Annotated in this window: 21 protein-coding genes; 9 read left to right on the top strand and 12 right to left on the bottom strand. The window is 65.0% G+C overall.

Annotated features, from left to right (window positions below; all coding sequences use genetic code 11):
- Nucleotides 1-41: 41 nt before the first annotated feature.
- Nucleotides 42-1,721, top strand: a complete 1,680-nt coding sequence (locus AC3WN8_RS06360; RefSeq protein ID WP_492668557.1) for an ATP-binding protein — start codon at nt 42-44, stop codon at nt 1,719-1,721.
- 33 nt (nt 1,722-1,754) lie between these two features.
- On the opposite strand, the gene kynA is transcribed toward AC3WN8_RS06360, so the two are convergent.
- From kynA to AC3WN8_RS06340, 4 genes are all read right to left on the bottom strand, one after another.
- Complete coding sequence (kynA, locus tag AC3WN8_RS06355; protein WP_492668556.1) at nt 1,755-2,594, bottom strand: tryptophan 2,3-dioxygenase; 840 nt, start codon at nt 2,592-2,594, stop codon at nt 1,755-1,757.
- Nucleotides 2,595-2,658: 64 nt separating this feature from the next.
- The gene (gene kynU / locus AC3WN8_RS06350; RefSeq protein ID WP_492668555.1) at nt 2,659-3,852 is read right to left on the bottom strand and encodes a kynureninase; all 1,194 of its coding nucleotides are present in this window, start codon (nt 3,850-3,852) and stop codon (nt 2,659-2,661) included.
- Between the two features lie 3 nt (nt 3,853-3,855).
- A complete protein-coding gene (locus tag AC3WN8_RS06345; RefSeq protein ID WP_492668554.1) occupies nt 3,856-5,475 on the bottom strand; it encodes an AMP-binding protein in 1,620 nt (539 codons plus the stop codon).
- Nucleotides 5,476-5,557: 82 nt separating this feature from the next.
- The gene (locus AC3WN8_RS06340; RefSeq protein ID WP_492668553.1) at nt 5,558-6,034 is read right to left on the bottom strand and encodes a MarR family winged helix-turn-helix transcriptional regulator; all 477 of its coding nucleotides are present in this window, start codon (nt 6,032-6,034) and stop codon (nt 5,558-5,560) included.
- 217 nt (nt 6,035-6,251) lie between these two features.
- On the opposite strand from AC3WN8_RS06340, the gene AC3WN8_RS06335 reads away from it, so the two are divergent.
- Nucleotides 6,252-7,082 (top strand): hormone-sensitive lipase, encoded by an 831-nt coding sequence (locus tag AC3WN8_RS06335; protein ID WP_492668552.1) that lies wholly within the window; start codon nt 6,252-6,254, stop codon nt 7,080-7,082.
- Between the two features lie 15 nt (nt 7,083-7,097).
- On the opposite strand, the gene AC3WN8_RS06330 is transcribed toward AC3WN8_RS06335, so the two are convergent.
- From AC3WN8_RS06330 to gpmA, 3 genes are all read right to left on the bottom strand, one after another.
- Entirely contained in the window at nt 7,098-8,168 is a 1,071-nt protein-coding gene (locus tag AC3WN8_RS06330) for a 5-(carboxyamino)imidazole ribonucleotide synthase (protein WP_492668551.1), read from the bottom strand.
- Nucleotides 8,165-8,653 (bottom strand): 5-(carboxyamino)imidazole ribonucleotide mutase, encoded by a 489-nt coding sequence (purE, locus tag AC3WN8_RS06325; protein WP_492668550.1) that lies wholly within the window; start codon nt 8,651-8,653, stop codon nt 8,165-8,167. Before purE ends, AC3WN8_RS06330 begins: the two co-directional genes overlap by 4 nt.
- 62 nt (nt 8,654-8,715) lie before the next feature.
- Nucleotides 8,716-9,402 (bottom strand): 2,3-diphosphoglycerate-dependent phosphoglycerate mutase, encoded by a 687-nt coding sequence (gpmA, locus tag AC3WN8_RS06320; RefSeq protein WP_492668549.1) that lies wholly within the window; start codon nt 9,400-9,402, stop codon nt 8,716-8,718.
- 226 nt (nt 9,403-9,628) lie between these two features.
- Here gpmA and AC3WN8_RS06315 point away from each other — a divergent pair, with 226 nt between their 5' ends.
- Nucleotides 9,629-10,351, top strand: coding sequence for a dienelactone hydrolase family protein (locus AC3WN8_RS06315; protein WP_492668548.1), 723 nt, complete (start codon nt 9,629-9,631; stop codon nt 10,349-10,351).
- A 78-nt stretch (nt 10,352-10,429) separates the two neighbouring features.
- The gene (locus AC3WN8_RS06310; RefSeq protein WP_492668547.1) at nt 10,430-10,879 is read left to right on the top strand and encodes a carboxymuconolactone decarboxylase family protein; all 450 of its coding nucleotides are present in this window, start codon (nt 10,430-10,432) and stop codon (nt 10,877-10,879) included.
- A 20-nt stretch (nt 10,880-10,899) separates the two neighbouring features.
- Here the strand turns inward: AC3WN8_RS06310 and AC3WN8_RS06305 are convergent, their stop codons facing one another.
- Together AC3WN8_RS06305 and AC3WN8_RS06300 are read right to left on the bottom strand one after the other, a co-directional pair.
- Nucleotides 10,900-12,027 carry a M14 family metallopeptidase gene (locus AC3WN8_RS06305; protein ID WP_492668546.1) on the bottom strand — a complete coding sequence of 376 codons (1,128 nt, stop codon included), beginning with the start codon at nt 12,025-12,027 and terminating at the stop codon, nt 10,900-10,902.
- Nucleotides 12,024-12,608, bottom strand: a complete 585-nt coding sequence (locus AC3WN8_RS06300) for a hypothetical protein (RefSeq protein WP_492668545.1) — start codon at nt 12,606-12,608, stop codon at nt 12,024-12,026. Before AC3WN8_RS06300 ends, AC3WN8_RS06305 begins: the two co-directional genes overlap by 4 nt.
- A 142-nt stretch (nt 12,609-12,750) precedes the next feature.
- Between AC3WN8_RS06300 and galE the strand changes: the two genes are divergently transcribed.
- Nucleotides 12,751-13,821: a UDP-glucose 4-epimerase GalE gene (galE, locus tag AC3WN8_RS06295; RefSeq protein WP_492668544.1), complete on the top strand. Its 1,071-nt coding sequence runs from the start codon at nt 12,751-12,753 to the stop codon at nt 13,819-13,821.
- A 61-nt stretch (nt 13,822-13,882) separates the two neighbouring features.
- Nucleotides 13,883-14,008, top strand: coding sequence for a type B 50S ribosomal protein L36 (gene ykgO, locus AC3WN8_RS06290; protein WP_003046794.1), 126 nt, complete (start codon nt 13,883-13,885; stop codon nt 14,006-14,008).
- A gap of 642 nt (nt 14,009-14,650) precedes the next feature.
- Here ykgO and AC3WN8_RS06285 read toward each other — a convergent pair.
- Together AC3WN8_RS06285 and AC3WN8_RS06280 are read right to left on the bottom strand one after the other, a co-directional pair.
- Nucleotides 14,651-15,133 (bottom strand): hypothetical protein, encoded by a 483-nt coding sequence (locus tag AC3WN8_RS06285; RefSeq protein WP_492668543.1) that lies wholly within the window; start codon nt 15,131-15,133, stop codon nt 14,651-14,653.
- Nucleotides 15,134-15,238: 105 nt separating this feature from the next.
- Nucleotides 15,239-15,742, bottom strand: a complete 504-nt coding sequence (locus AC3WN8_RS06280) for a MarR family winged helix-turn-helix transcriptional regulator (protein ID WP_492668542.1) — start codon at nt 15,740-15,742, stop codon at nt 15,239-15,241.
- A gap of 54 nt (nt 15,743-15,796) precedes the next feature.
- Here AC3WN8_RS06280 and AC3WN8_RS06275 point away from each other — a divergent pair, with 54 nt between their 5' ends.
- A complete protein-coding gene (locus AC3WN8_RS06275) occupies nt 15,797-17,269 on the top strand; it encodes a serine hydrolase domain-containing protein (RefSeq protein WP_492668541.1) in 1,473 nt (490 codons plus the stop codon).
- 124 nt (nt 17,270-17,393) lie between these two features.
- Here AC3WN8_RS06275 and pyk read toward each other — a convergent pair whose 3' ends face one another.
- The gene (pyk, locus tag AC3WN8_RS06270; RefSeq protein ID WP_492668540.1) at nt 17,394-18,857 is read right to left on the bottom strand and encodes a pyruvate kinase; all 1,464 of its coding nucleotides are present in this window, start codon (nt 18,855-18,857) and stop codon (nt 17,394-17,396) included.
- Nucleotides 18,858-18,969: 112 nt separating this feature from the next.
- Here pyk and AC3WN8_RS06265 point away from each other — a divergent pair, with 112 nt between their 5' ends.
- Together AC3WN8_RS06265 and AC3WN8_RS06260 are read left to right on the top strand one after the other, a co-directional pair.
- Entirely contained in the window at nt 18,970-19,347 is a 378-nt protein-coding gene (locus AC3WN8_RS06265; RefSeq protein ID WP_492668539.1) for a DUF1244 domain-containing protein, read from the top strand.
- Nucleotides 19,348-19,399: 52 nt separating this feature from the next.
- Nucleotides 19,400-19,639, top strand: coding sequence for a DUF2312 domain-containing protein (locus AC3WN8_RS06260; protein WP_492668538.1), 240 nt, complete (start codon nt 19,400-19,402; stop codon nt 19,637-19,639).
- Nucleotides 19,640-19,665 lie beyond the last annotated feature (26 nt).

Genomic DNA, 19,665 nt, shown 5'->3' with positions numbered 1-19,665 from the left:
TAGAGCGATCCGGGGCGCCTGTGCCCGCAAAGGGATATCGCATGACCGATTTCGCGGCGACGCCGATCAGCAGAGCGCCGACCGATGACCAGCTCGCGACAAGCGCAAAGCAGGCCAGCTTCGAGGGTATCGAAATCGGCAAGGTCTTCGAGGTTTCGGGTTCGGGCGCGCGCATCGAGCTGGATGCGCCGACGATGCGCCGGCTGGGCAATGACGAGGATCCGAGCATCGCGGTGGCTGGGCAGGTCGGCAGCCAGATCAAGATGAAGGTCGGCCCGCTCTGGATCGTCGCCAATGTCCGCAACCTCAGCCTCGACCGGGCGGACAGCGACCTGATCATCGCGCAGATCGATTTTCTCGGCGAAGGCAGCGAAGCGCGCCTCACCGGCCGGCTCACCCATTTCCGCCGCGGTATCACCCGCTATCCGGTGCCCGGCACGCGCATCTATCCCGTCACCAGCGACGACATGATGCAGATGTATTCGGCCGAGGAGATCCCGAATATCGAGGTCGGCACGGTCTATCCGACCAAGGACATCCGCGCCGCCCTGTTCGTCGACGCCATGCTCGGCAAGCATTTCGCGCTGCTCGGCTCGACCGGTACCGGCAAATCGACGTCGGCGGCACTGATCCTGCACCGGATCTGCGACATGGCGCCGCAGGGCCATATCGTGATGATCGATCCGCATGGCGAATATTCGGCGGCGTTCAAGACCAACGGCGCGATCTACGACGTCGGCAATCTCGCAATGCCCTATTGGCTGATGAACTTCGAGGAGCATTGCGAGGTCTTCGTCCAGTCCCGGGGCAGCGAGAACCAGCTCGACCGCGACATATTGGCCAAATGCCTGCTCGCCGCGCGCATGAAGAACCGCGCGGCGGAGGGTATTACCAAGCTGACCGTCGATTCGCCGATCCCCTATCTGCTGTCCGACCTGACCACGCTCATCCAGAACGAGATGGGCAAGCTCGACAAGGCGGGCGACAGCGCCCCCTATATGCGGCTCAAGACCAAGATCGACGAGATCAAGACCGATCCACGCTACAGCTTCATGTTCTCCGGCATGCTCGTCGCCGACAGCATGGCCGATTTCCTGGCGCGGATCTTCCGCCTGCCGGGCGACGGCAAGCCGATCTCGATCATCGACGTGTCGGGCGTGCCGTCGGACATCACCGCCGTCGTGGTGGCGGTGCTCAGCCGGATGGTGTTCGACTATGCGATCTGGTCGCGCAACGAGCCGCAACGCCCTATCCTCCTCGTCTGCGAGGAAGCGCATCGCTACGTGCCGTCCGAAAAGAACGCCGACGGCTCATCGGTCGGCAAGATCCTCGGCCGCATCGCCAAGGAAGGCCGTAAATACGGCGTCTCGCTGGGGCTGATCACGCAGCGTCCATCGGACCTGGCCGAAGGCGTGCTTTCGCAATGCGGCACGATCATCGCGATGCGCCTCAACAACGAGCGCGACCAGGCATTCGTGAAAGCGGCGATGCCCGAAGGCGCCAAGGGATTCCTCGACACCATCCCCGCGCTGCGCAACCGCGAATGCATCATCTGCGGCGAAGGCGTCTCGATTCCCATCCGCGTGTCGCTCGACACGCTCGAAGAGGTTCGCCGTCCGGCGTCGAGCGATCCGGTCTTCACCAATCTGTGGCGCCAAAGCGGCGGCGAGACCGAGATACTCGGCCGCGTCATCAAGCGCTGGCGTTCGCAGGGCAGATAAACATCGGGTGCCGTTCGACCGGCCCCGATATCGCTACATTTCGGTCCGCACCCGCCATAGCTCGGGGAAAAGCTCGACTTCGAGCATCTTGCGCAGATAGGAAACGCCCGAGGTACCGCCGGTGCCCCGCTTCAGGCCGATGATGCGTTCCACCGTGGTCACATGGTTGAAACGCCAGCGGCGGAAATAATCCTCGAAATCGACGAGTTTCTCGGCAAGCTCGTAAAGCGCCCAATGTTTTTCGGGCGCCTGGTAAACCACCTTCCAGGCCTGGATCACATCGTCGCTCACCTCGCGCTGCGTGCGCCATTCGGTGCGATCGGCATCGGGGCCGACCGCAATGCCATTGCGCGCGAGCAATCGCAGCGCTTCGTCATAAAGGCTCGGCTGGGCAAGCACGTCCTCCAGCTTCGCGATAGCGTCCGGCTGATGGGCGTGCGGGCGCAGCATCGCCAGGTTGCGATTGCCGGCAAGGAACTCGATCTCGCGATATTGATAGGATTGAAAACCCGAGGATTGGCCCAATGATTCGCGGAACTCGGTATATTCGCTCGGGGTCATCGTCCTGAGCACGTCCCAGGCGCTGTTGAGCTGCTCGAAGATGCGCGCGACGCGCGACAGCATCTTGAATGCGGGCGGCAGCCGGTCTTCGCGGATCGCCTTGATCGCCGAACGAACCTCGTGGATCGCCAGCTTCATCCACAATTCGGACGTCTGATGCTGGATGATGAACAGCATCTCATCATGCGCGTCGGAGAGCGGCTTCTGGGTGTTGAGGATCTGGTCGAGCCCCAGATAGTCGCCATAGGACATCCGCCCTTCGAATGACATTTGCGCGCCTTCGCTCGCGGGGTCATAGGGTTTGCCGCTCATCCAACCAGGTCCTTCTGCGTGATATTTCCGCGCGTCGCTGCCGCGTCATGACGATCGCGATGGTTCATGTGACGAGCGCGGGTTTGCGATACTCGGCCGTATCCCAGTGGCGATGGACGACGACATCCTCGATGGTGTCGACCGCGCGCACCACATCATCCGCGCCGATATAGAGCGGAGTGAAGCCGAAGCGCAGCGCATCGGGTGCCCGGAAATCGCCGATCACCCCGCGCGCGATCAGCGCCTGCATGATCGCATAGCCGTCGGGGTGGCGGAACGAGACCTGGCTGCCGCGCCGTGCGCCGTCGCGCGGCGAGGCGAGTTCGAGACCAGGGCAGCGGGCCTCGACTTCGGCGATGAACAGATCCGCCAGCGCGATCGAGGTCTTGCGGACATCCGCCATGTCGACATCATCCCAGACGTCGAGCGCCGCATCGAGCGCGGCCAGCGCGACGATCGGCGGGGTTCCGACGCGCATGCGCTCGATCCCCGCGCCGGCGCGATAGTCCAGATCGAAAGCGAAGGGCGCCTCATGCCCCATCCAGCCCGACAGCGCGGGCGGTGCCGCATGGGCATGTTTCTCCGCGACATAGATGAATGCGGGCGCGCCGGGGCCCCCGTTCAGATATTTATACGTGCAGCCCACCGCGAAATCCGCGCCCGCCGCCGCCACATCGACCGGAATCGCTCCCGCCGAATGGGCAAGATCCCAGATGGCGAGCGCGCCCATGGCATGCGCCTTTTCGGTCAGCGCCTTCATATCGTGGAGACGACCGGTGCGGTAATCGACCTCGGTCAGCATCACCACCGCGACGCTTTCGTCGATCGCCGCCTCGACCGCTTCGGGATCGACGACCTTCAGTTCATAGCCGCGATCGAGCGACGCGATCAGGCCCTGGGCGATGTAGAGATCGGACGGGAAATTGCCATTGTCCGAAATGATGACGCGGCGTTCGGGATTGAGCGCAAGCGCCGATGCCAGCGCCTGATAGACCTTGATCGACAAGGTATCGCCCATCACCACCGAGCCCTGGGGCGCGCCGATCAGCCGGCCGACACGGTCGCCGACGCGACGTGGCTGAACCATCCATCCGGCCGTGTTCCAGGCACGAATGAGCTGATCGCCCCATTCATCCTCGAGCACGCGCGCGACGCGCCCTTTCGCGGCGCGCGGCAGCGGGCCGAGCGAATTTCCGTCGAGATAGATCACGCCCTCGGGCAAGTGGAATTGCGCGCGCGTGCGGGTAAAATCGGTCATGGTTCAGTTCTCGGTCTTCAGCCGGAAGCGCTGGATCTTGCCGGTCGCGGTTTTGGGAAGCGCGCTGACGAATTTCACCGAGCGCGGATATTTGAACGGGGCGATCGTCGCCTTCACATGATCCTGCAGCCGCTTGCGCATCGCATCATCGGCCTCCGCGCCCTCGACGAGCAGGATATGCGCCTCGACGATCTGGCCGCGCGCGGCATCGGCGATACCGATCACCGCGCATTCGCTGACATCCGGGTGCGCAAGCAGCGCGGCCTCCACTTCGGGGCCGGCGATATTGTAGCCCGACGATATGATCATGTCGTCCGAACGCGCGGCGAAGTGGAAACGGCCGTCCTCATCCTGAAAGAAGGAATCGCCGGTCAGGTTCCAGCCGTCGCGAACATATTTAAGCTGGCGGTCGTCGGCGAGATAGCGGCACCCCGTCGGCCCGCGCACCGCGAGCTTGCCGATTTCGCCGCGCGGCAATTCTTGCATATCCTCGTCGACGATCATCGCTTCATAGCCAGCCACCGGCCGCCCCGTCGTCGCCGGCGCCATGTCGTCGAGCCTGTTCGAGATGAAGATATGCAGCATTTCGGTGGCGCCGATACCGTCAAGGATCGGCTTGCCGGTCTTGCGCGTCCAGTCCTCGAACACCGGCGCCGGCAGCGTCTCGCCCGCCGATACCGCGATGCGCAGCGAGGACAGATCGGCGCCCTCGTCGAGCGCCATCAGCATCATGCGATAGGCGGTGGGCGCGGTGAAGCTGATCGTCGCGCGATAGGTTTCGATGATCTCGATCATATTGGGCGGCGATGCGTTTTCGAGCAGGGTCGCGGTCGCGCCGAAGCGCAGCGGAAAGATCGCCAGCCCGCCCAGACCGAAAGTGAAGGCCAGCGGCGGCGATCCGACGAAGATATCATCGGACGTCACGCCCAGGACTTCCTTCGCATAGCCGTCGGCGATGATCAGCAGATCGCGGTGGAAATGCATCGTCGCCTTGGGTTCTCCCGTCGTACCCGAAGTGAAGCCGAGCAGGGCGACATCGTCGCGCCCCGTCTCCACCGCGGCGAAACGCACCGGCTTGTTGAGCGCGACGCGATCGAGCTCCGCATCATGATTGGCGGTGCCGTCGAAACCCACGATCAGCTTCAGGAAACGGCTGGTCTTGGCGCAGGCGACGAGTTCGTCCTTGATGCGCGTATCGCACAAGGCAAAGGCGATCTCGGCCTTGTCGACGATCGCCGCGAGCTCGGACGCGCGCAGCATCGGCATGGTGTTGACCACGACCGCGCCCGCCTTGGTCGCCGCGAGCCAGCACGCGACCATCGCGGGATTGTTGGCCGAACGGATCAGGATCCGGTTGCCCGGCTTGATCCCGAAATCCTCGACCAGCGCATGCGCGATGCGGTTCGACCAGTCGGCCAGCTCCTTATAGGTGCGGCGGCGGCCATTGCCGATCAGCGCGGTATGATCGCCAAAGCCCTTTTCGACCATCGCATCGGTGAGTTCGACGCCGACATTCAGCCGTTCGGGATAGGTGAAACGGTCGAGCGGCATGACGGGCCATTGATCCGCGGGCGGCAGATTGTCGCGCGCGAAGCTGTCGATATGTGCGGTCGGTCCCAACATCATGATGCTCCCGTCGCGCGGCGCGGCGCCACGTCGTTAATGTGCCACAGGAAATGCCGCGGTGTCAGACCTGCCTGATTGGTCAATGTTCGCCTTCCCATTTGCTGTGAAACGATGTGAGCATCGAAGCGAGGTGCCGCGCTTCGTCCGCGCCGACACTCTCCAGAAATGTGTTGATCCACGTCTCGTGCGCTGCCGCGATCTCGCGAAAGGCCTGCTCTCCCGAGGGGGTCAGCCGGACGATCGATGTGCGCCGGTCGCCATCGCGATTGGCGCGCGTCACTAGGCCATCCGAGACGAGACGATCGACGATGCCCGTCACATTGCCGTTGGAGACGAGTAGGAAGCGCGACAATTCGCTCATCATCATGCCCTCGGGCGTGCGGAAGAGCGCGGCCATGACGTCGAAGCGCGGCAGCGTCGTGTTGAACTGGGTTTTCAATCGCTCGCGCAGTTCGGCCTCGATCACGCGCGACGCGCGCAGCAGCCTGACCCAGAGCCGCAGTCGTTCCTTGCCGTCGTCGCCGACCGCAGGCGAAGGAAGCGGTGCGCTCACCATGTTTCACTCCCCCGAAACCGCCAGTCCGTCACGAGGCGCGGCAAGCGTCATCCGATTGCGCGCCTCGAATCATTTGCGGGCAAAGCATCGCACGGCGATTTCATTAGTTCAAGCTTAAAGCTTTATACTTGAAATACCTTGCGAGCGCCCATAGCGTGCGCTTCTACAGACATGGAAGGACCGCTTGCTGGCGGCCGATAATGGAGAGTGAACGACCATGATCGCGCGCCGGATCGTCGATTGGGACGACGCTTATGCCAATGGCCGCCATATCGCGGACGGCGATCGCTGGCCCGCGGCTTGGGTGCAGCCGGCGCAGGACTATCGCGACGCGCTGGAACGTGCCGGCAGGGCGATGCTCGACATCGCCTATGGACCGTCGCCGCGAAATCGCTTCGACCTGTTCCTGCCGGAAACCGCACCCGCCGGCCTCGTCGTCTTCGTGCATGGCGGCTACTGGCTCGCGCTCGACAAAAGCTATTGGTCGCATCTCGCGCAGGGCGCGATCGATCGCGGCTTCGCCGTCGCCATGCCGTCCTACAGCCTCTGCCCCGAACGGCGGATAGCCCATATCACCGGCGAAATCGGCGCCGCGATCGAAAAGGCCGCGGCACGGGTCGACGGACCGATCTTCCTGACCGGCCATTCGGCGGGCGGCCATCTCGTCACGCGCATGATCTGCGAAACCTCACCGCTGCCCGACCCGATCCGGGCACGCATTCGTCACGTGCTGTCGATCTCGGGCCTCCATGATCTGCGCCCGATCATGCGCACCGCGATGAACGCCCAATTGGGGCTCGACGAAATGGAGGCCGATGCCGAAAGCCCGGCACTGCTGCACCCGATCGCCGATGCGCGCGTAACATGCTGGGTCGGCGGAGCCGAACGCGCCGAATTCGTGCGCCAGTCCCAATTGCTCGCCAATATCTGGACGGGGCTCGGTGCGAGAACCCAATTCATCGGAGAGCCCGACCGGCATCATTTCAACGTGGTCGACGGTCTCGGCGACGCCGATCATCCCCTGGTCCGCAGCCTGCTCTGCGAATAGCCTCAGGGGCCTGCTCTACAGATCCAGCCGGGTCACATGGCCCATCTTGCGACCGGCACGGATCTCGTCCTTGCCGTAGAGATGCAGATGCGCGGTCGGATCGGCCAGGATCTCGGGCCAGGTCTCGGCATCGGCGCCGATCAGATTCTCCATCGTCACGCGGCGCCCGACCAAGCCGGTGTCGCCGAGCGGCAGGCCGGCCACCGCACGGATATGGTTCTCGAATTGCGAGGTCAGCGCACCCTCGATCGTCCAGTGACCGCTATTATGGACGCGCGGCGCCATCTCATTGAACACCGGGCCGTCCGGGGCCGCGAAGAATTCGAGCGTCAACACGCCGACATGGCCGAGCGCATCGCCCGCCTTGCGCGCGATCGCCCGCGCCTCCTCCGCCTGGCTCGCGACCAGCGCGCCCGGCGGCACGGTCGAGGTGTCGAGGATGCCATCGCGATGGACGTTGGTCGCCGCATCCCAGAAGACGCAGCTGCCGTCGGCGGCGCGGCACATCAGGATCGAGAATTCCGCTTCGAAATCGACGAACCCTTCGAGGATCGCGGGCTTTGCGCCGATCGTATCCCACGCGGTCGCGACATCGGCATCGGTCTTCAGCCGGACCTGCCCCTTGCCGTCATAGCCGAAGAAGCGCGTCTTCAGGATCGCGGGCATGCCGATCTCGGCCACCGCGGTTTCGAGCGAGGCCTGATCGGAGACCGCGCGCCACGGCGCGGTGCGCACGCCCAGATCGCGCATGAATGTCTTTTCCGCCAGCCTGTCCTGCGCGGTTTCGAGACTGGCGAAGCCGGGGTGCACGGGCAGCCGGGCGGCGAGCGGCGCAAGCGCGGCCACCGGCAGATTTTCGAATTCATAGGTCGCGACATCGATCGCGGCCGCAAATGCCTCCAGGCTCGCCTGATCCTCATAGGGTGCGCAGGTGAAGCGCGCCGCCACCTCCGCCGCGACCGAATCGGCTTCGGGTGCGTAGATATGGCAGCGATAACCGAGCTGCGCCGCCGCGACCGCCAGCATCCGGCCAAGCTGGCCGCCCCCGATGATCCCGATCGTCGACCCCGGCCTCAGCACATTCATTCGGGCGATTCATCCACGTCGGAGGTCTGTTTCGCGCGCCAGGCGTCGAGCCGTTCGGCCAGCGCCGCATCGTTATTGGCAACGATCGCGGCCGCCAGCAGCGCAGCGTTCACCGCGCCGGCGCGGCCGATCGCGAGCGTGCCGACGGGAATGCCGGCCGGCATCTGGACGATGGACAACAGGCTGTCCATGCCGCTCAGCGCCTTGGATTCGACGGGCACGCCCAGCACCGGCACGCGCGTCATCGATGCGGTCATGCCCGGCAGATGCGCCGCACCGCCGGCACCGGCGATGATCGCCTGCAGCCCGCGGTCCACCGCCGCTTTCGCATAATCATAAAGCCGTTCGGGCGTGCGATGCGCTGAGACCACGCGGCATTCGTGCGGGACATCGAGCGCCTTCAGCGTCTCGGCGGCGTGACGCATCGTCTCCCAATCGGAGCGACTGCCCATGATGATGCCGATGATCGGCTGCGCCTCGGCCATTGCCCGTCCCGTCCAGTGCCCGCGAAGCACAGCCCCTTAACGGCGCTGCGCCGCGTGCGCAATCAGCGCTCGGAGAGATAATAGCGGTCGCGCGCGACCAGATCACCGTCGAGATCATAGACGATCGGCTGGCCGGTCGGGATCTCCAGCCCGGTGATCTCATCGTCGGGAATCGCCGAGAGATGCTTGACCAGCGCGCGCAGCGAATTGCCGTGCGCGGAGATCAGCACGCGCTGCCCCGCCTTGAGCGCGGGGGCGATGCGAGCGTCCCAATAGGGCAGCACGCGCGCGATCGTGTCCTTCAGGCTTTCGGTCGCGGGCACGGCGATACCGGCATAGCGGCGGTCGGCCGAGAGATCCCAGGGCGAGCCCGCTTCCATCGGCGGCGGCGGCACGTCGAAGCTGCGGCGCCAGATCTTCACCTGATCTTCGCCATGCTTGGCCGCGGTCTCCGCCTTGTCGAGCCCGGTCAGCCCGCCATAATGGCGCTCGTTCAGGCGCCAGTCCTTCTCGACCGGCAGCCACAGCCGCCCCATTTCCTCCAGCGCCAGGTTGAGCGTCTTGATCGCGCGGGTCTGGAGCGAGGTGAAGCACTGGTCGAAATCCAGCCCCTTCTCCTTCATCAGCCGGCCGGCGGCGCGCGCTTCCTCCGCGCCCTTCTCGGTCACCTCCACATCCCACCAGCCCGTGAAGCGATTCTCCAGGTTCCAGGTGGACTGGCCATGACGGATAAGCACGAGCTGGGGCATTTTTGAGCGGGCTCCTTGGATCGGTATCGGGGCCTTCTACCGATCGCCGCGCTCGAGGCAACGCTGTTGCGCACTGCGGCCCGGCATGGCTGGAGCAGGCTGCGCGAAATCCAATCGCACAGCCCGCTCCAGACATTTGTGATCGCATCGTTGTTGCGGAAAACCGGTTCCCACTTTTCCGCACGATGCTCTAGCCTCCGCCCCATCATCATCGAGGAGAAGGCAAATGGCGATCCAGCGGCGCACGATTGTCCATGACGGTCCGGGCGACCGGTTCGAAGCCGTCATCGCCTGGGATGACGCTGCAAGCGGCCCCCGCCCCGGCATTCTCGTGCTGCCCAATGTGCTTGGACCGAAGGAAGCCGACACTCTCGCCGCCGAGCGGCTGGCCGCACTGGGCTATGTCGGCTTCGTGGCGGACGTCTATGGCCAGGGCAAACGCACCACGCGCCAGTCCCCCAACCCGACCCAATATATGGACGCGATGAACGCCGACCGCGCATTGCTGCGCGACCGGCTCCATCGCTCGCTGGCCGAACTCAAGGCGCTGGACGAGGTCGATGCGGCGCGGACCGCGGCGATCGGTTTCTGCTTCGGCGGCAAATGCGCGCTCGACCTGGCGCGCAGCGGCGCCGACCTGCTCGGCGTGGTCAGCTTCCACGGCGTCTACGATCCGACGCCCTTTGCCAATGTCACGCCGATCGGGCCGAAACTGCTGATCTGCCATGGCTGGGACGATCCGATCGCACCGCCCGAAGCCACCGTGGCGCTCGCCGCCGAACTGACCGCCGGCGACGCCGACTGGCAGATCCATGCTTATGGCAGGACGGGCCATGGCTTCACCGACGAAAGCGCGAACATGCCCGAGCGCGGCGTGGTCTATCAGCCCGATTCCGCGCGGCGGAGCTGGAAGGCGATGCGCGATTTCCTGGAAGAGCTGTTCGGCTGAAAAAGATCCGGCGCCGCATGTCACACCGGCGGCGCCTGTCTCGTCTTGTTCGCGTAACCCTTTCAACGGAGACGAACGATGCAAGCCAGACTGAACTATGCCCAGGTCAAGCCCGCCGCGATCAAGGCGATGATGGCGCTCGAAAACGCCGTGGTCGCAGGCACGATCGAGAAGCCATTGGCCGAACTCGTGCGCATGCGCGTGTCGCAGATGAACGGCTGCGCTTTCTGCATGGACATGCACAGCCACGACATGCTGAGCGCAGGTGAAACGCCGCAGCGCATCTTCCTGCTCGACGGATGGCGTGAATCGCCGGTCTATTCCGATCGCGAGCGTGCCGCGCTGGCCTGGGCGGAGAAACTGACCACCCTGCCCGGCCATCATGTCGCGGATGCCGACTATGAAGCGCTGTCACCGCATTTCTCGGACGAGGAGAAAGTCGATCTCACCCTGCTGATCGTCGCGATCAACGGCTGGAACCGCTTCGGCGTCGGCTTCGGCATGGTTCACCCGGTGCGCAAGGGCTGACGGCCGGAGGCGAAAACTCGTTAGGCCGAACCGATCTCGTCGATCATCGCCGCGAGATTGTCGAGACAGGCCCGCCCGAGCGCCTTGCTGCGCTCGGGCGACCAGCCTTCGACGGGATCCGGCGCACCGAAATTGTCCTTGAACGGCATTTCCAGCGTCATCGACACCGCGCCGAAGCGTTCGGCGAGTTGCGGCGTCGACATCGACAAATTCGCCTGCCCGGGTCTGGAGACGACATAGCCCAGCTTGGTCTGGAAATCAGGCGTGCGTTCGGCGAGCGTGTCGCGGAACTTCACATAAAGGCTGCCCTGTCGTTCGTTCCATGACGGAATGCCTTCGAACCCCGCCATGAACGCCGCCGGGATCGCCTCGTCGCCATGCACGTCCATTGCGAAGTCGACGCCGGTTTCGTCCATCGCCGCCAGCACCGCCAGCACTTCGGGGCTCTTCTCCGCGCTCGGCGCATGCCATTCGCGGTTGAGATTGATGCCGACGGCATTGGTGCGCAGATGCCCGCGCGCCGCGCCATCGGGATTCATGTTGGGGACGATGTGGATCGTCGCCTTTCGCCGCAGCAGCGCCGCCACCGCATCGTCGGGATCGACGAGCTTGTCCAGCACGCCTTCGATCCACCATTCCGCCATGGTCTCGCCGGGATGCTGGCGGGCATAGAGCCAGACCTGCTTCGATCCTTCGCCCAGGCTCAGCAGATCGATCGGCCTGCCGTCGAGCGACTGTCCGAGCACCCTGTGCGAGACGCCGGGCTGTGCCGCCATGCGCGCGACCGTCGCGGCGTGACGATCGCTCGAATAGGGCGCGAAATAGGCGAGCCACAGCGCGTCGCCCTCCGCCCTGGTCCGGATCGTCAGCACACCGTCGGCATAATCGGTATCGGCCTGATGCCAGGCCGCATCGTCATGGCTCACCCGCGCCTTGTAATCGGGCCAGCCGCCGGGATAGGCCGCGCCTCCGCCGTTCAGGATACGCAGGGTCAGGTCGCGCCCCGCCGCGCCCGAAACGCGAAAATAGAACCATTGGTAAAAATCGGACATGCGGTCGGGCACGATCTCGAGATCCACCCGATCGCCCTCGACGGCGATCAGCTTGATGTTGCCGCCGTCGAAATCGCTACTGATGCTGAAGGTCATCTGACCGTGATAGTGCGCCCCGACTCTCCGGGAAAGTCCCTGAACAATCCCGCCGCCAATTTTCCGGCGGCAATGCCCGGCTGTGCCGCGGGCGCATTTTCCCGTGCTTCGAGCTGGGCGCGCCCTTCCCAAACCACATCGCCGCCACCGCGCCGCTTGATCTGGACGCGCAACTCGGTGACGACGCTGCCCTTGGGCCTGCCGCCCAGCGAAATGCCGACACCCAGCCCGACGCCACCGCCATAGCTACCGGTTCCGCCGCCGATGCCGACCGACACCGGCGAACGGCGCGCCAACGCTTCCCGCGTGTCGCGCATCGCGCTGACGATCGCGACATATTGGCCGCCATCGGCCCCCGCCGCCGGATAGCCGAGCCGGGTCAATTCGCCCTGCACCGCGCTGGCGTAGGTCTGGAATTCGAGGCCGCCGTCCGACACGAAGGGCTGAACGCTGATGCCCCCGGGCGGGATCGGCTGGCCGAGATGGAAACGCGTCACCTGCACCGACGGCAGGCTTGTCGCACATCCCGAAAGCGCCAGTGCCGCGCCGATGATCAGGGCCTTGGTGAAAGGGGCCGCCATTTCGCATTCCTTTTTACACGACTCGCCGTCTCCACAACGAACGGCACGCCGATTCTGCCTCAAAACCGAGCGCTCCGCCATCGTCCGATCCGGCAAGCTTCACGGATTGCTTACCAAATCACGCTAGCGTGGCGCCATGAACATGCAGACCCCTGTCCGTGCGCGCCGCGGCGCACGGTGCCGGATGCCCGTGCTGGTCACGGGCGGCGCGGGCTATATCGGCAGCCATGCCGTGCTCGCATTGCTCGATGCGGGCTGGCCGGTGGTGGTGCTCGACGATCTTTCGACCGGATTCCGCGAGGCGGTCGACCGGCGCGCCGCCTTTGTCGAAGGCGATGTCGGCGATATCGCTGCGACGCGCGCGACGCTGGCCCGCCATGAGATCGGCGCGATCATGCATTTCGCCGGCTCGATCATCGTCCCCGAATCGGTGGCCGATCCGCTCAAATATTATCGCAACAACACCGCCAACAGCCGCGCGCTGATCGAAAGCGCAGTCGCCGAACATGTTGCGCACTTCATCTTCTCGTCGACCGCAGCGGTCTACGGCATTCCGTCGGACCGGCCGGTCGCGGAGGATTGGCCGACCCGCCCCGCCAACCCCTATGGCACGTCGAAGCTGATGACGGAGATGATGCTGGCCGACACCGCGGCCGCACATCCCATCAACTATTGCGCGCTGCGCTATTTCAACGTGGCGGGCGCCGATCCGCAGGGCCGCGCCGGTCAGTCGACCGCAGGCGCCACCAATCTGATCAAGGTCGCGACCGAGGTCGCGGCGGGCGCCCGGGCACGACTCGACGTCTATGGCGACGATTATCCGACGCCCGACGGCACGGGCGTACGCGACTTCATCCATGTCAGCGATCTCGCCGATGCGCATGTCCGCGCGCTCGAATTGCTGGTCGACGATCCCGCGTCCAGCCATGTGCTCAATTGCGGCTATGGCAGCGGCCATTCGGTACGTGCGGTGATCGAGGCGGTCGAGCGCGCATCGGGGCGGCCGGTCACGCATCGCATCGTCGCGCGCCGCCCCGGCGACATCGCGATGATGGTCGCGGACAATGCCGCGCTGATCGAACGCTCGGGATGGCAGCCCCGATTCGCGTCGCTCGACCGGATCGTCGCCGACGCCCTCGCCTGGGAAGCGAAACTCTCGAAAAGCCGCGCTGCCGAGGCGAAAAGCGGCGCGCGAGACTTGACTTCCGCCTGACCCCGACATAGGGCGGCGCCTCGTTTTTCCCGACAATTCGAGAAGCCGGAAGCGTTTCGCCATGAAGATCCGCAATTCACTGAAGTCGCTCAAAGACCGTCACCGGGACAACCGCGTGATTCGTCGTCGCGGCCGTACCTATGTGATCAACAAGACCAACCGCCGCTTCAAGGCCCGCCAGGGCTGAAGCATCGGTCGGGCGCTTCGGCGTCCGGTCTTGATCCTCGTCGAGCGCCCCACCCCACCGGGTCGGGCGCTCGATGCGTTTGTGCGTCCTGCATTCGGGTGAGGCCGGGCTGCGAATGGCGCCGCCCTGCGCTTCCGGTGCTCACGTACTGGAGTACGCTGCGCGCCGGTTCTCGGGCGGCACCATTTTCGACTCGGCCTGACCCGAACGCGATTCAGCACGATCTGGTTGGCAGACCCCAGCCCTCGCCAAAGGCGAGGTTCATCCTGAGCACCCGCCCTGGCGGGCAGTGGAAGGGCTGGGGCGACGTGTGGGACGGGATTTGGACGGCGCGAAACGGACTCCGACCAGTTCCCACCACTTCCAAAACCCACGTCACCCCAGCGAAAGCTGGGGTCCATGCGATGCCGCCAACACCACCGAAGCGGAAAGATTGCATAGGCTCCAGCTTTCGCTGGAGCGACGGGGGTGATCCCGGCGAATGCCAACACCCGTTCAGGCTGAACCTGTCGAAGCCCCCGTCCTTCCTTGACACCGAAATAGAAGAACAGGGCTTCGACAGGCTCAGCCCGAATGGGATACGAGAGCTGGCGCGCTATCCCGACACAGGCTCAGCCCGAACGGGAAAGGCGATCAATCCCTTCAACTGCTCCGACGCCACACGCGCGTGAACAGTCGCGAAATGGCGAAGAGCCGAGACGGGCGCACCACATATCGCGCCAGGCTCATATCTTGAAACGCCGACGCGACTGCTCCATCCCGAACGTCCACGCCGGCATCCAGCGCTCTGGAGATGACGTCAACTTCGGCGCTTCGGAGCACTATCGTCTCGAACAGGTGATGGGGCAGGCAGGCATTCTCGAAATGCTCGCGCGCGCCCGAAACCGCCGCGACAAATTCCGGCTGATCGGACAGCCGAATCTCCATCCACTTTTTTCCGCCACCCAGCGGAATCGACGCGATGTCCGGCAACACGGTGACGCCCAGTCTTTCGAGCAGGGGACGGCTCAGGCCGCTCGGAATGAACGAGACGGCGCGACACGCCTGGGCTTCGCTGAAACCGATGCTGCGAAGCGCTTCGACCCACTCGTCATCATGGGCGGCCGGCTCGGCGATCACGGCCATGGCGGCAAGAAGCTCGGATCGGGTCACCACCCGACAATGGCGCGAGCGCAATGTGAGTCAACGCCCCCGCGCCGCGGCGGCGGAGTGAGTTGAGGGGTGCGCAGGTCAATCCACCTGTTCGGAAATGCGATCGAACAAGGAGCGTCGGGCAAGCGCCTTGTCGAGGGTGTCGAGCGCCTTCACGACATCCCCGGCCTCCTCGTTCAGCGCACGCGCCGCTCGGTCCATCCGGTTCCACAAAGGACGGAGCGACGCCACCAGGGCATTGCCCTCTTCCGTAAGGCTGAGCAGGCGCCGACGGGCATCGTTGCTATCCGGCTGCGCAGCGACGAACTGGCGCGCCTCGAGCGACGTCCGCGCCTGGCTCACCGCGACGTGACTGATGCCGAGAGCGGCCGCGATCTGGCCGACCGCCAGCGGACCATAGAGATCGAGCAGGTTGAGAAGCCCGAACCAGCGCTGTTCGAATTCGATGCCGACATCCCGATACGCCAGCGCGGCATCCCGGTCGATCGCCTCGGAGAGGCGGCGAAGGCGGGCGCCCAGCGCGGCGCCACCACAGCTTCGCGAATAATCGGCGGGAAGGGTTCCGGCTTTGGCAGTTGACATATGTAAGTGCTTACCTATTCTCGCTGGAAGGTCAAGTTTGCGAGGTTCCTCGAAATGCGCGATTCCTTCGCCTCGCCCGGCCATGCCCTCGCCATCGGACGGCGCGCCCTGATCGGCGGAGCGGCGGGGCTGGCGCTCGCTCCCCGTCCCCTCGCGGCGGCACCCGCCAGCGGGGCGCTCGCCGACAAATTGGGCACGCATCTCGCGAAACTCGCCGCCGAGGATGACTTCACCGGCACGGTGCTGCTCGCGGAACGCGGCAGGATCCTCTTCCACAAGGCCTATGGGTTCGCCGAGCGCGGCACCGGCGCCCGCAACCGGACGGACACGCGCTTCAATCTCGCGTCGATCGGCAAGATGTTCACCGCGACCGCGATCATGCAACTCGTCGAGGCGGGCAAGATCGCGATCGGGGACAGGCTGATCCGGTATCTTCCGGATTATCCCAACCGTGCAGTGGCGGAAAGCGTGACGATCGAGCAGCTCCTGACCCACCAGTCCGGGCTCGGCAACTACGAGGAAGGCCATAGCCGCGCCGCCAGCGTACCGCTCGACAGGCTCGCCGATCATCTACCGCTCTTCGCCGGCAAGGCGCCGGACTTCGCACCCGGCACGCGCTTCTCCTACAGCAACGCCGGCTATGTCGTGCTCGGGCTGGTGATCGAGGCTGTGACCGGCGCGGATTATTATGATCATATCCGCCGCACCATCTTTGCGCGGCTGGGAATGACGGGGGCCGATTTCCTGGAACTCGACATGGCCGCGCCGCGCGTCGCCACCGGCTATATGCGTTCGCTCGATCGTCCCGGCGCATGGCAGAGCAACATATTGATGATGGGGCGGCGTGGCAGTCCGGCGGGAGGAAGCTATGCCATGGCGGGCGATCTTCACCGCTTTGCCGAAGCCCTGGTGTCGCATCGGCTGCTCGGCAAGGCGACGACCGAGGCGATGACGCAGGGCCGGGTCGACTATGCCAAGGGGCGCTATGGCTATGGCGTAAGCGAGGACGTGGTGAACGGTCACCGCATCATCGGTCATTCGGGCGGCCATTACGGCATCGCGAACGAGCTGATGATCTTCGAGGATCTCGGCATCGTCGCGGTGATCCTCACCAATTGCGACGTCGACGCCTATTTCGATATCGCCAACTGGCTGAAACGCGAACTGGTCGGCGAAAGCGGCGCGACGCGCGCCTATTGGCGGACGAGAGCGGTCGTCGACATCGCGATCGCGAACGGCGAAGCGGCCGGGCTGGCAGCCGCGCGGACGCGGGGCGAGGCGCTTCGCGAGATAGTAATCGACCTTGCGGGCCTGAAGGCCTTGCATCGCCGGCAGGATGCGACCGCGCTGGCACTGTTGTCGCTTAATCGCGCGCTGTTTCCAGAGTCTTCCGCCGCACTGCTGAGCCTCGCTTCCGGCTATCGCGTCGCGGGCCGGAGCGATGCGGCAAAACAGGCCTATGCCGCCTATCTGGCCATGGAACCCGACGACACCGATGCCAGGCGGGCACTCGCGCGACTGCCGTAACGCGCCCGGCCCAGAATCCCGATCAACGCCCAGCCCATATCACCCCGGCGAAAGCTGCGGCCCATGCGATGCCCCCGTCCTCACCGAAGCCGACAGATCGTTCGACATCGAATCACAAATCGCTTCAATCCGCATGTTTGTAGTTTTTGAGCTCCTCGCCGGTCAGGCGGACGACGTGGAGCACATTGGTCGAGCCCGGCGTGCCGAAGGGGACACCCGCCATCAGGATCACGCGATCCCCTGCGCCGGCAATGCCGTGGCGCAGCGCCATGCGCTTCGACTTGGCGACCATTTCCTCGAACGAGGCGACGTCGCGCGTGCGCACCGCATGCACGCCCCAGAGCAGCCCCAGCCGCCGCGCGGTCGAGACCTTGGGCGTCAGCACGAGCAGCGGCACGCTGGGCCGTTCGCGCGCAATCCGGCGCGGCGTCGAGCCCGAACTGGTGAAGCAGATCACCGCGGACGCCGAAACGGTGACCGCGATCTGCCCGGCCGCCTCGGCGAGCGCATCGGCGGTGGTCGGATCGGGCCTGGTCTCTGTGAAATGGATGCGGTCGGTATAGGCGGGGTCGGCCTCCACCGCGCGCGCGATCTTGTCCATCATCGCGACCGATTCTTCGGGCCAGGCGCCCGCCGCCGATTCGGCGGAGAGCATCACCGCATCCGCGCCGTCATAGACCGCGGTGGCGACATCCGAGACCTCGGCGCGCGTCGGGGTCGGCGCCGTGATCATCGATTCGAGCATCTGCGTCGCCACCACCACCGGGCGTCCGAGACGGCGCGCCGATTCGACGATCCGTTTCTGCAGACGCGGCACTTCCTCGGGCGGCAGCTCGACACCCAGGTCGCCACGGGCGACCATCACGGCATCGGCAAGTTCGAGGATGCCGTCGAGCCGCTCAATCGCGGCCGGCTTCTCGATCTTGGCAAGCAGCGCCGCCTTGCCGCCGATCAGCTGGCGCGCCTCCGCGACATCCTCGGGCCGCTGGACGAAGCTGAGCGCGATCCAGTCGGCGCCCTGTTCGAGCGCGAAGCTCAGATCCTTGCGATCCTTCTCGGTGAGCGCCGCCATCGGCACGATCACGTCGGGGACGTTCAATCCCTTGTTGTCGGACAATTTTCCACCGGTCTCGACCACGGTCTCGATCCGGTCCTTCTCGACCGCGCGGACGCGCAGCACAAGCTTGCCATCATCGAGCAGCAGCCGGGCGCCGGGCTCCAGCGCCGCGAAAATCTCGGGATGCGGCAGATTGACGCGAGTCGCATCGCCGGGTGCCTTGTCCCGGTCGAGCACGAAGCGCGTGCCGGTGTCGAGCATGGTCGATCCGCCGGCGAAGCGGCCGACGCGCAGCTTGGGACCCTGCAGATCGACGAGCACCGTCATCGCCCGGCCGAGGTCGCGCTCGAGGTCGCGGATCGCCGCGATCACCTTGGCATGACCCTCATGGCTGCCATGGCTCATATTGATACGGAACGCGTCCGCGCCCGCCAGGAAGAGCTTGCGGATCATCTCCGGCGTGTTGCTGGCGGGGCCAAGCGTCGCAAGGACACGGACTTTGCGTTGGCGGGGGGCGATTATGCTCGTCACATGGGCTCCGGGATTGTCCGTTACGGGGCTTAGCTCTTATGTCCGATAGATCAACGCCCTTGTCGCGCCGATCTCGGCAGACATCATGTTGGGCCAGGCTGGAGAAAAGACGATGACGATCGACGAGATCGACGATACGGTGGCCGCCAAGGCATTTCGCCGGCTGGTCCGCCATTTGCGGCATCGCACCGACGCGCAGAATGTCGATCTGATGGGGCTGAGCGGATTCTGCCGCAACTGCCTGGGCGACTGGCTGGCCGAAGCAAGCGACGGCGCGTTCGACAAGACGGCCGGGCGCGAAGCGGTCTATGGCATGCCCTATGCCCAGTGGAAGGCGACTCATCAGATCGAGGCGACGCCCGAACAGATTGCGCGGATGGAGGAAAGCATGACGCGCAACCATCGCGAGGCGATGCTCGACGAAGCGCTCGACGAGAGCTTTCCAGCCAGCGACCCGCCATCGATGACGATGCCGTCGCACGACTCTTGAGCCCGGCCCTCGCCTCGCCTAACAGCGCGTTTCAATCGAACCGGAGAATCACATGAGCGACAATGTCGCAGCCGATCAGTTGCGGCTGCTCATCGAACGGGTTGAGCGCCTCGAAGAAGAGAAGAAGGGCATCGCCGACGACATTCGCGACGTCTATGCCGAAGCCAAGGGCAGCGGCTATGACGCCAAGATCATGCGCCAGATCGTCCGCCTGAGGAAGATGCAGCCCCATGACCGTCAGGAAATGGAAGCTTTGCTCGATACCTACAAGGCGGCGCTGGGGCTCGACTGAGTTCCCGCACGAAACAGGAGCCGACG

The organism is Sphingobium sp. FW305-3-2-15-F-TSA7, assembly GCF_058787155.1.
This window is presented reverse-complemented; position numbering and strand designations above follow the sequence as displayed.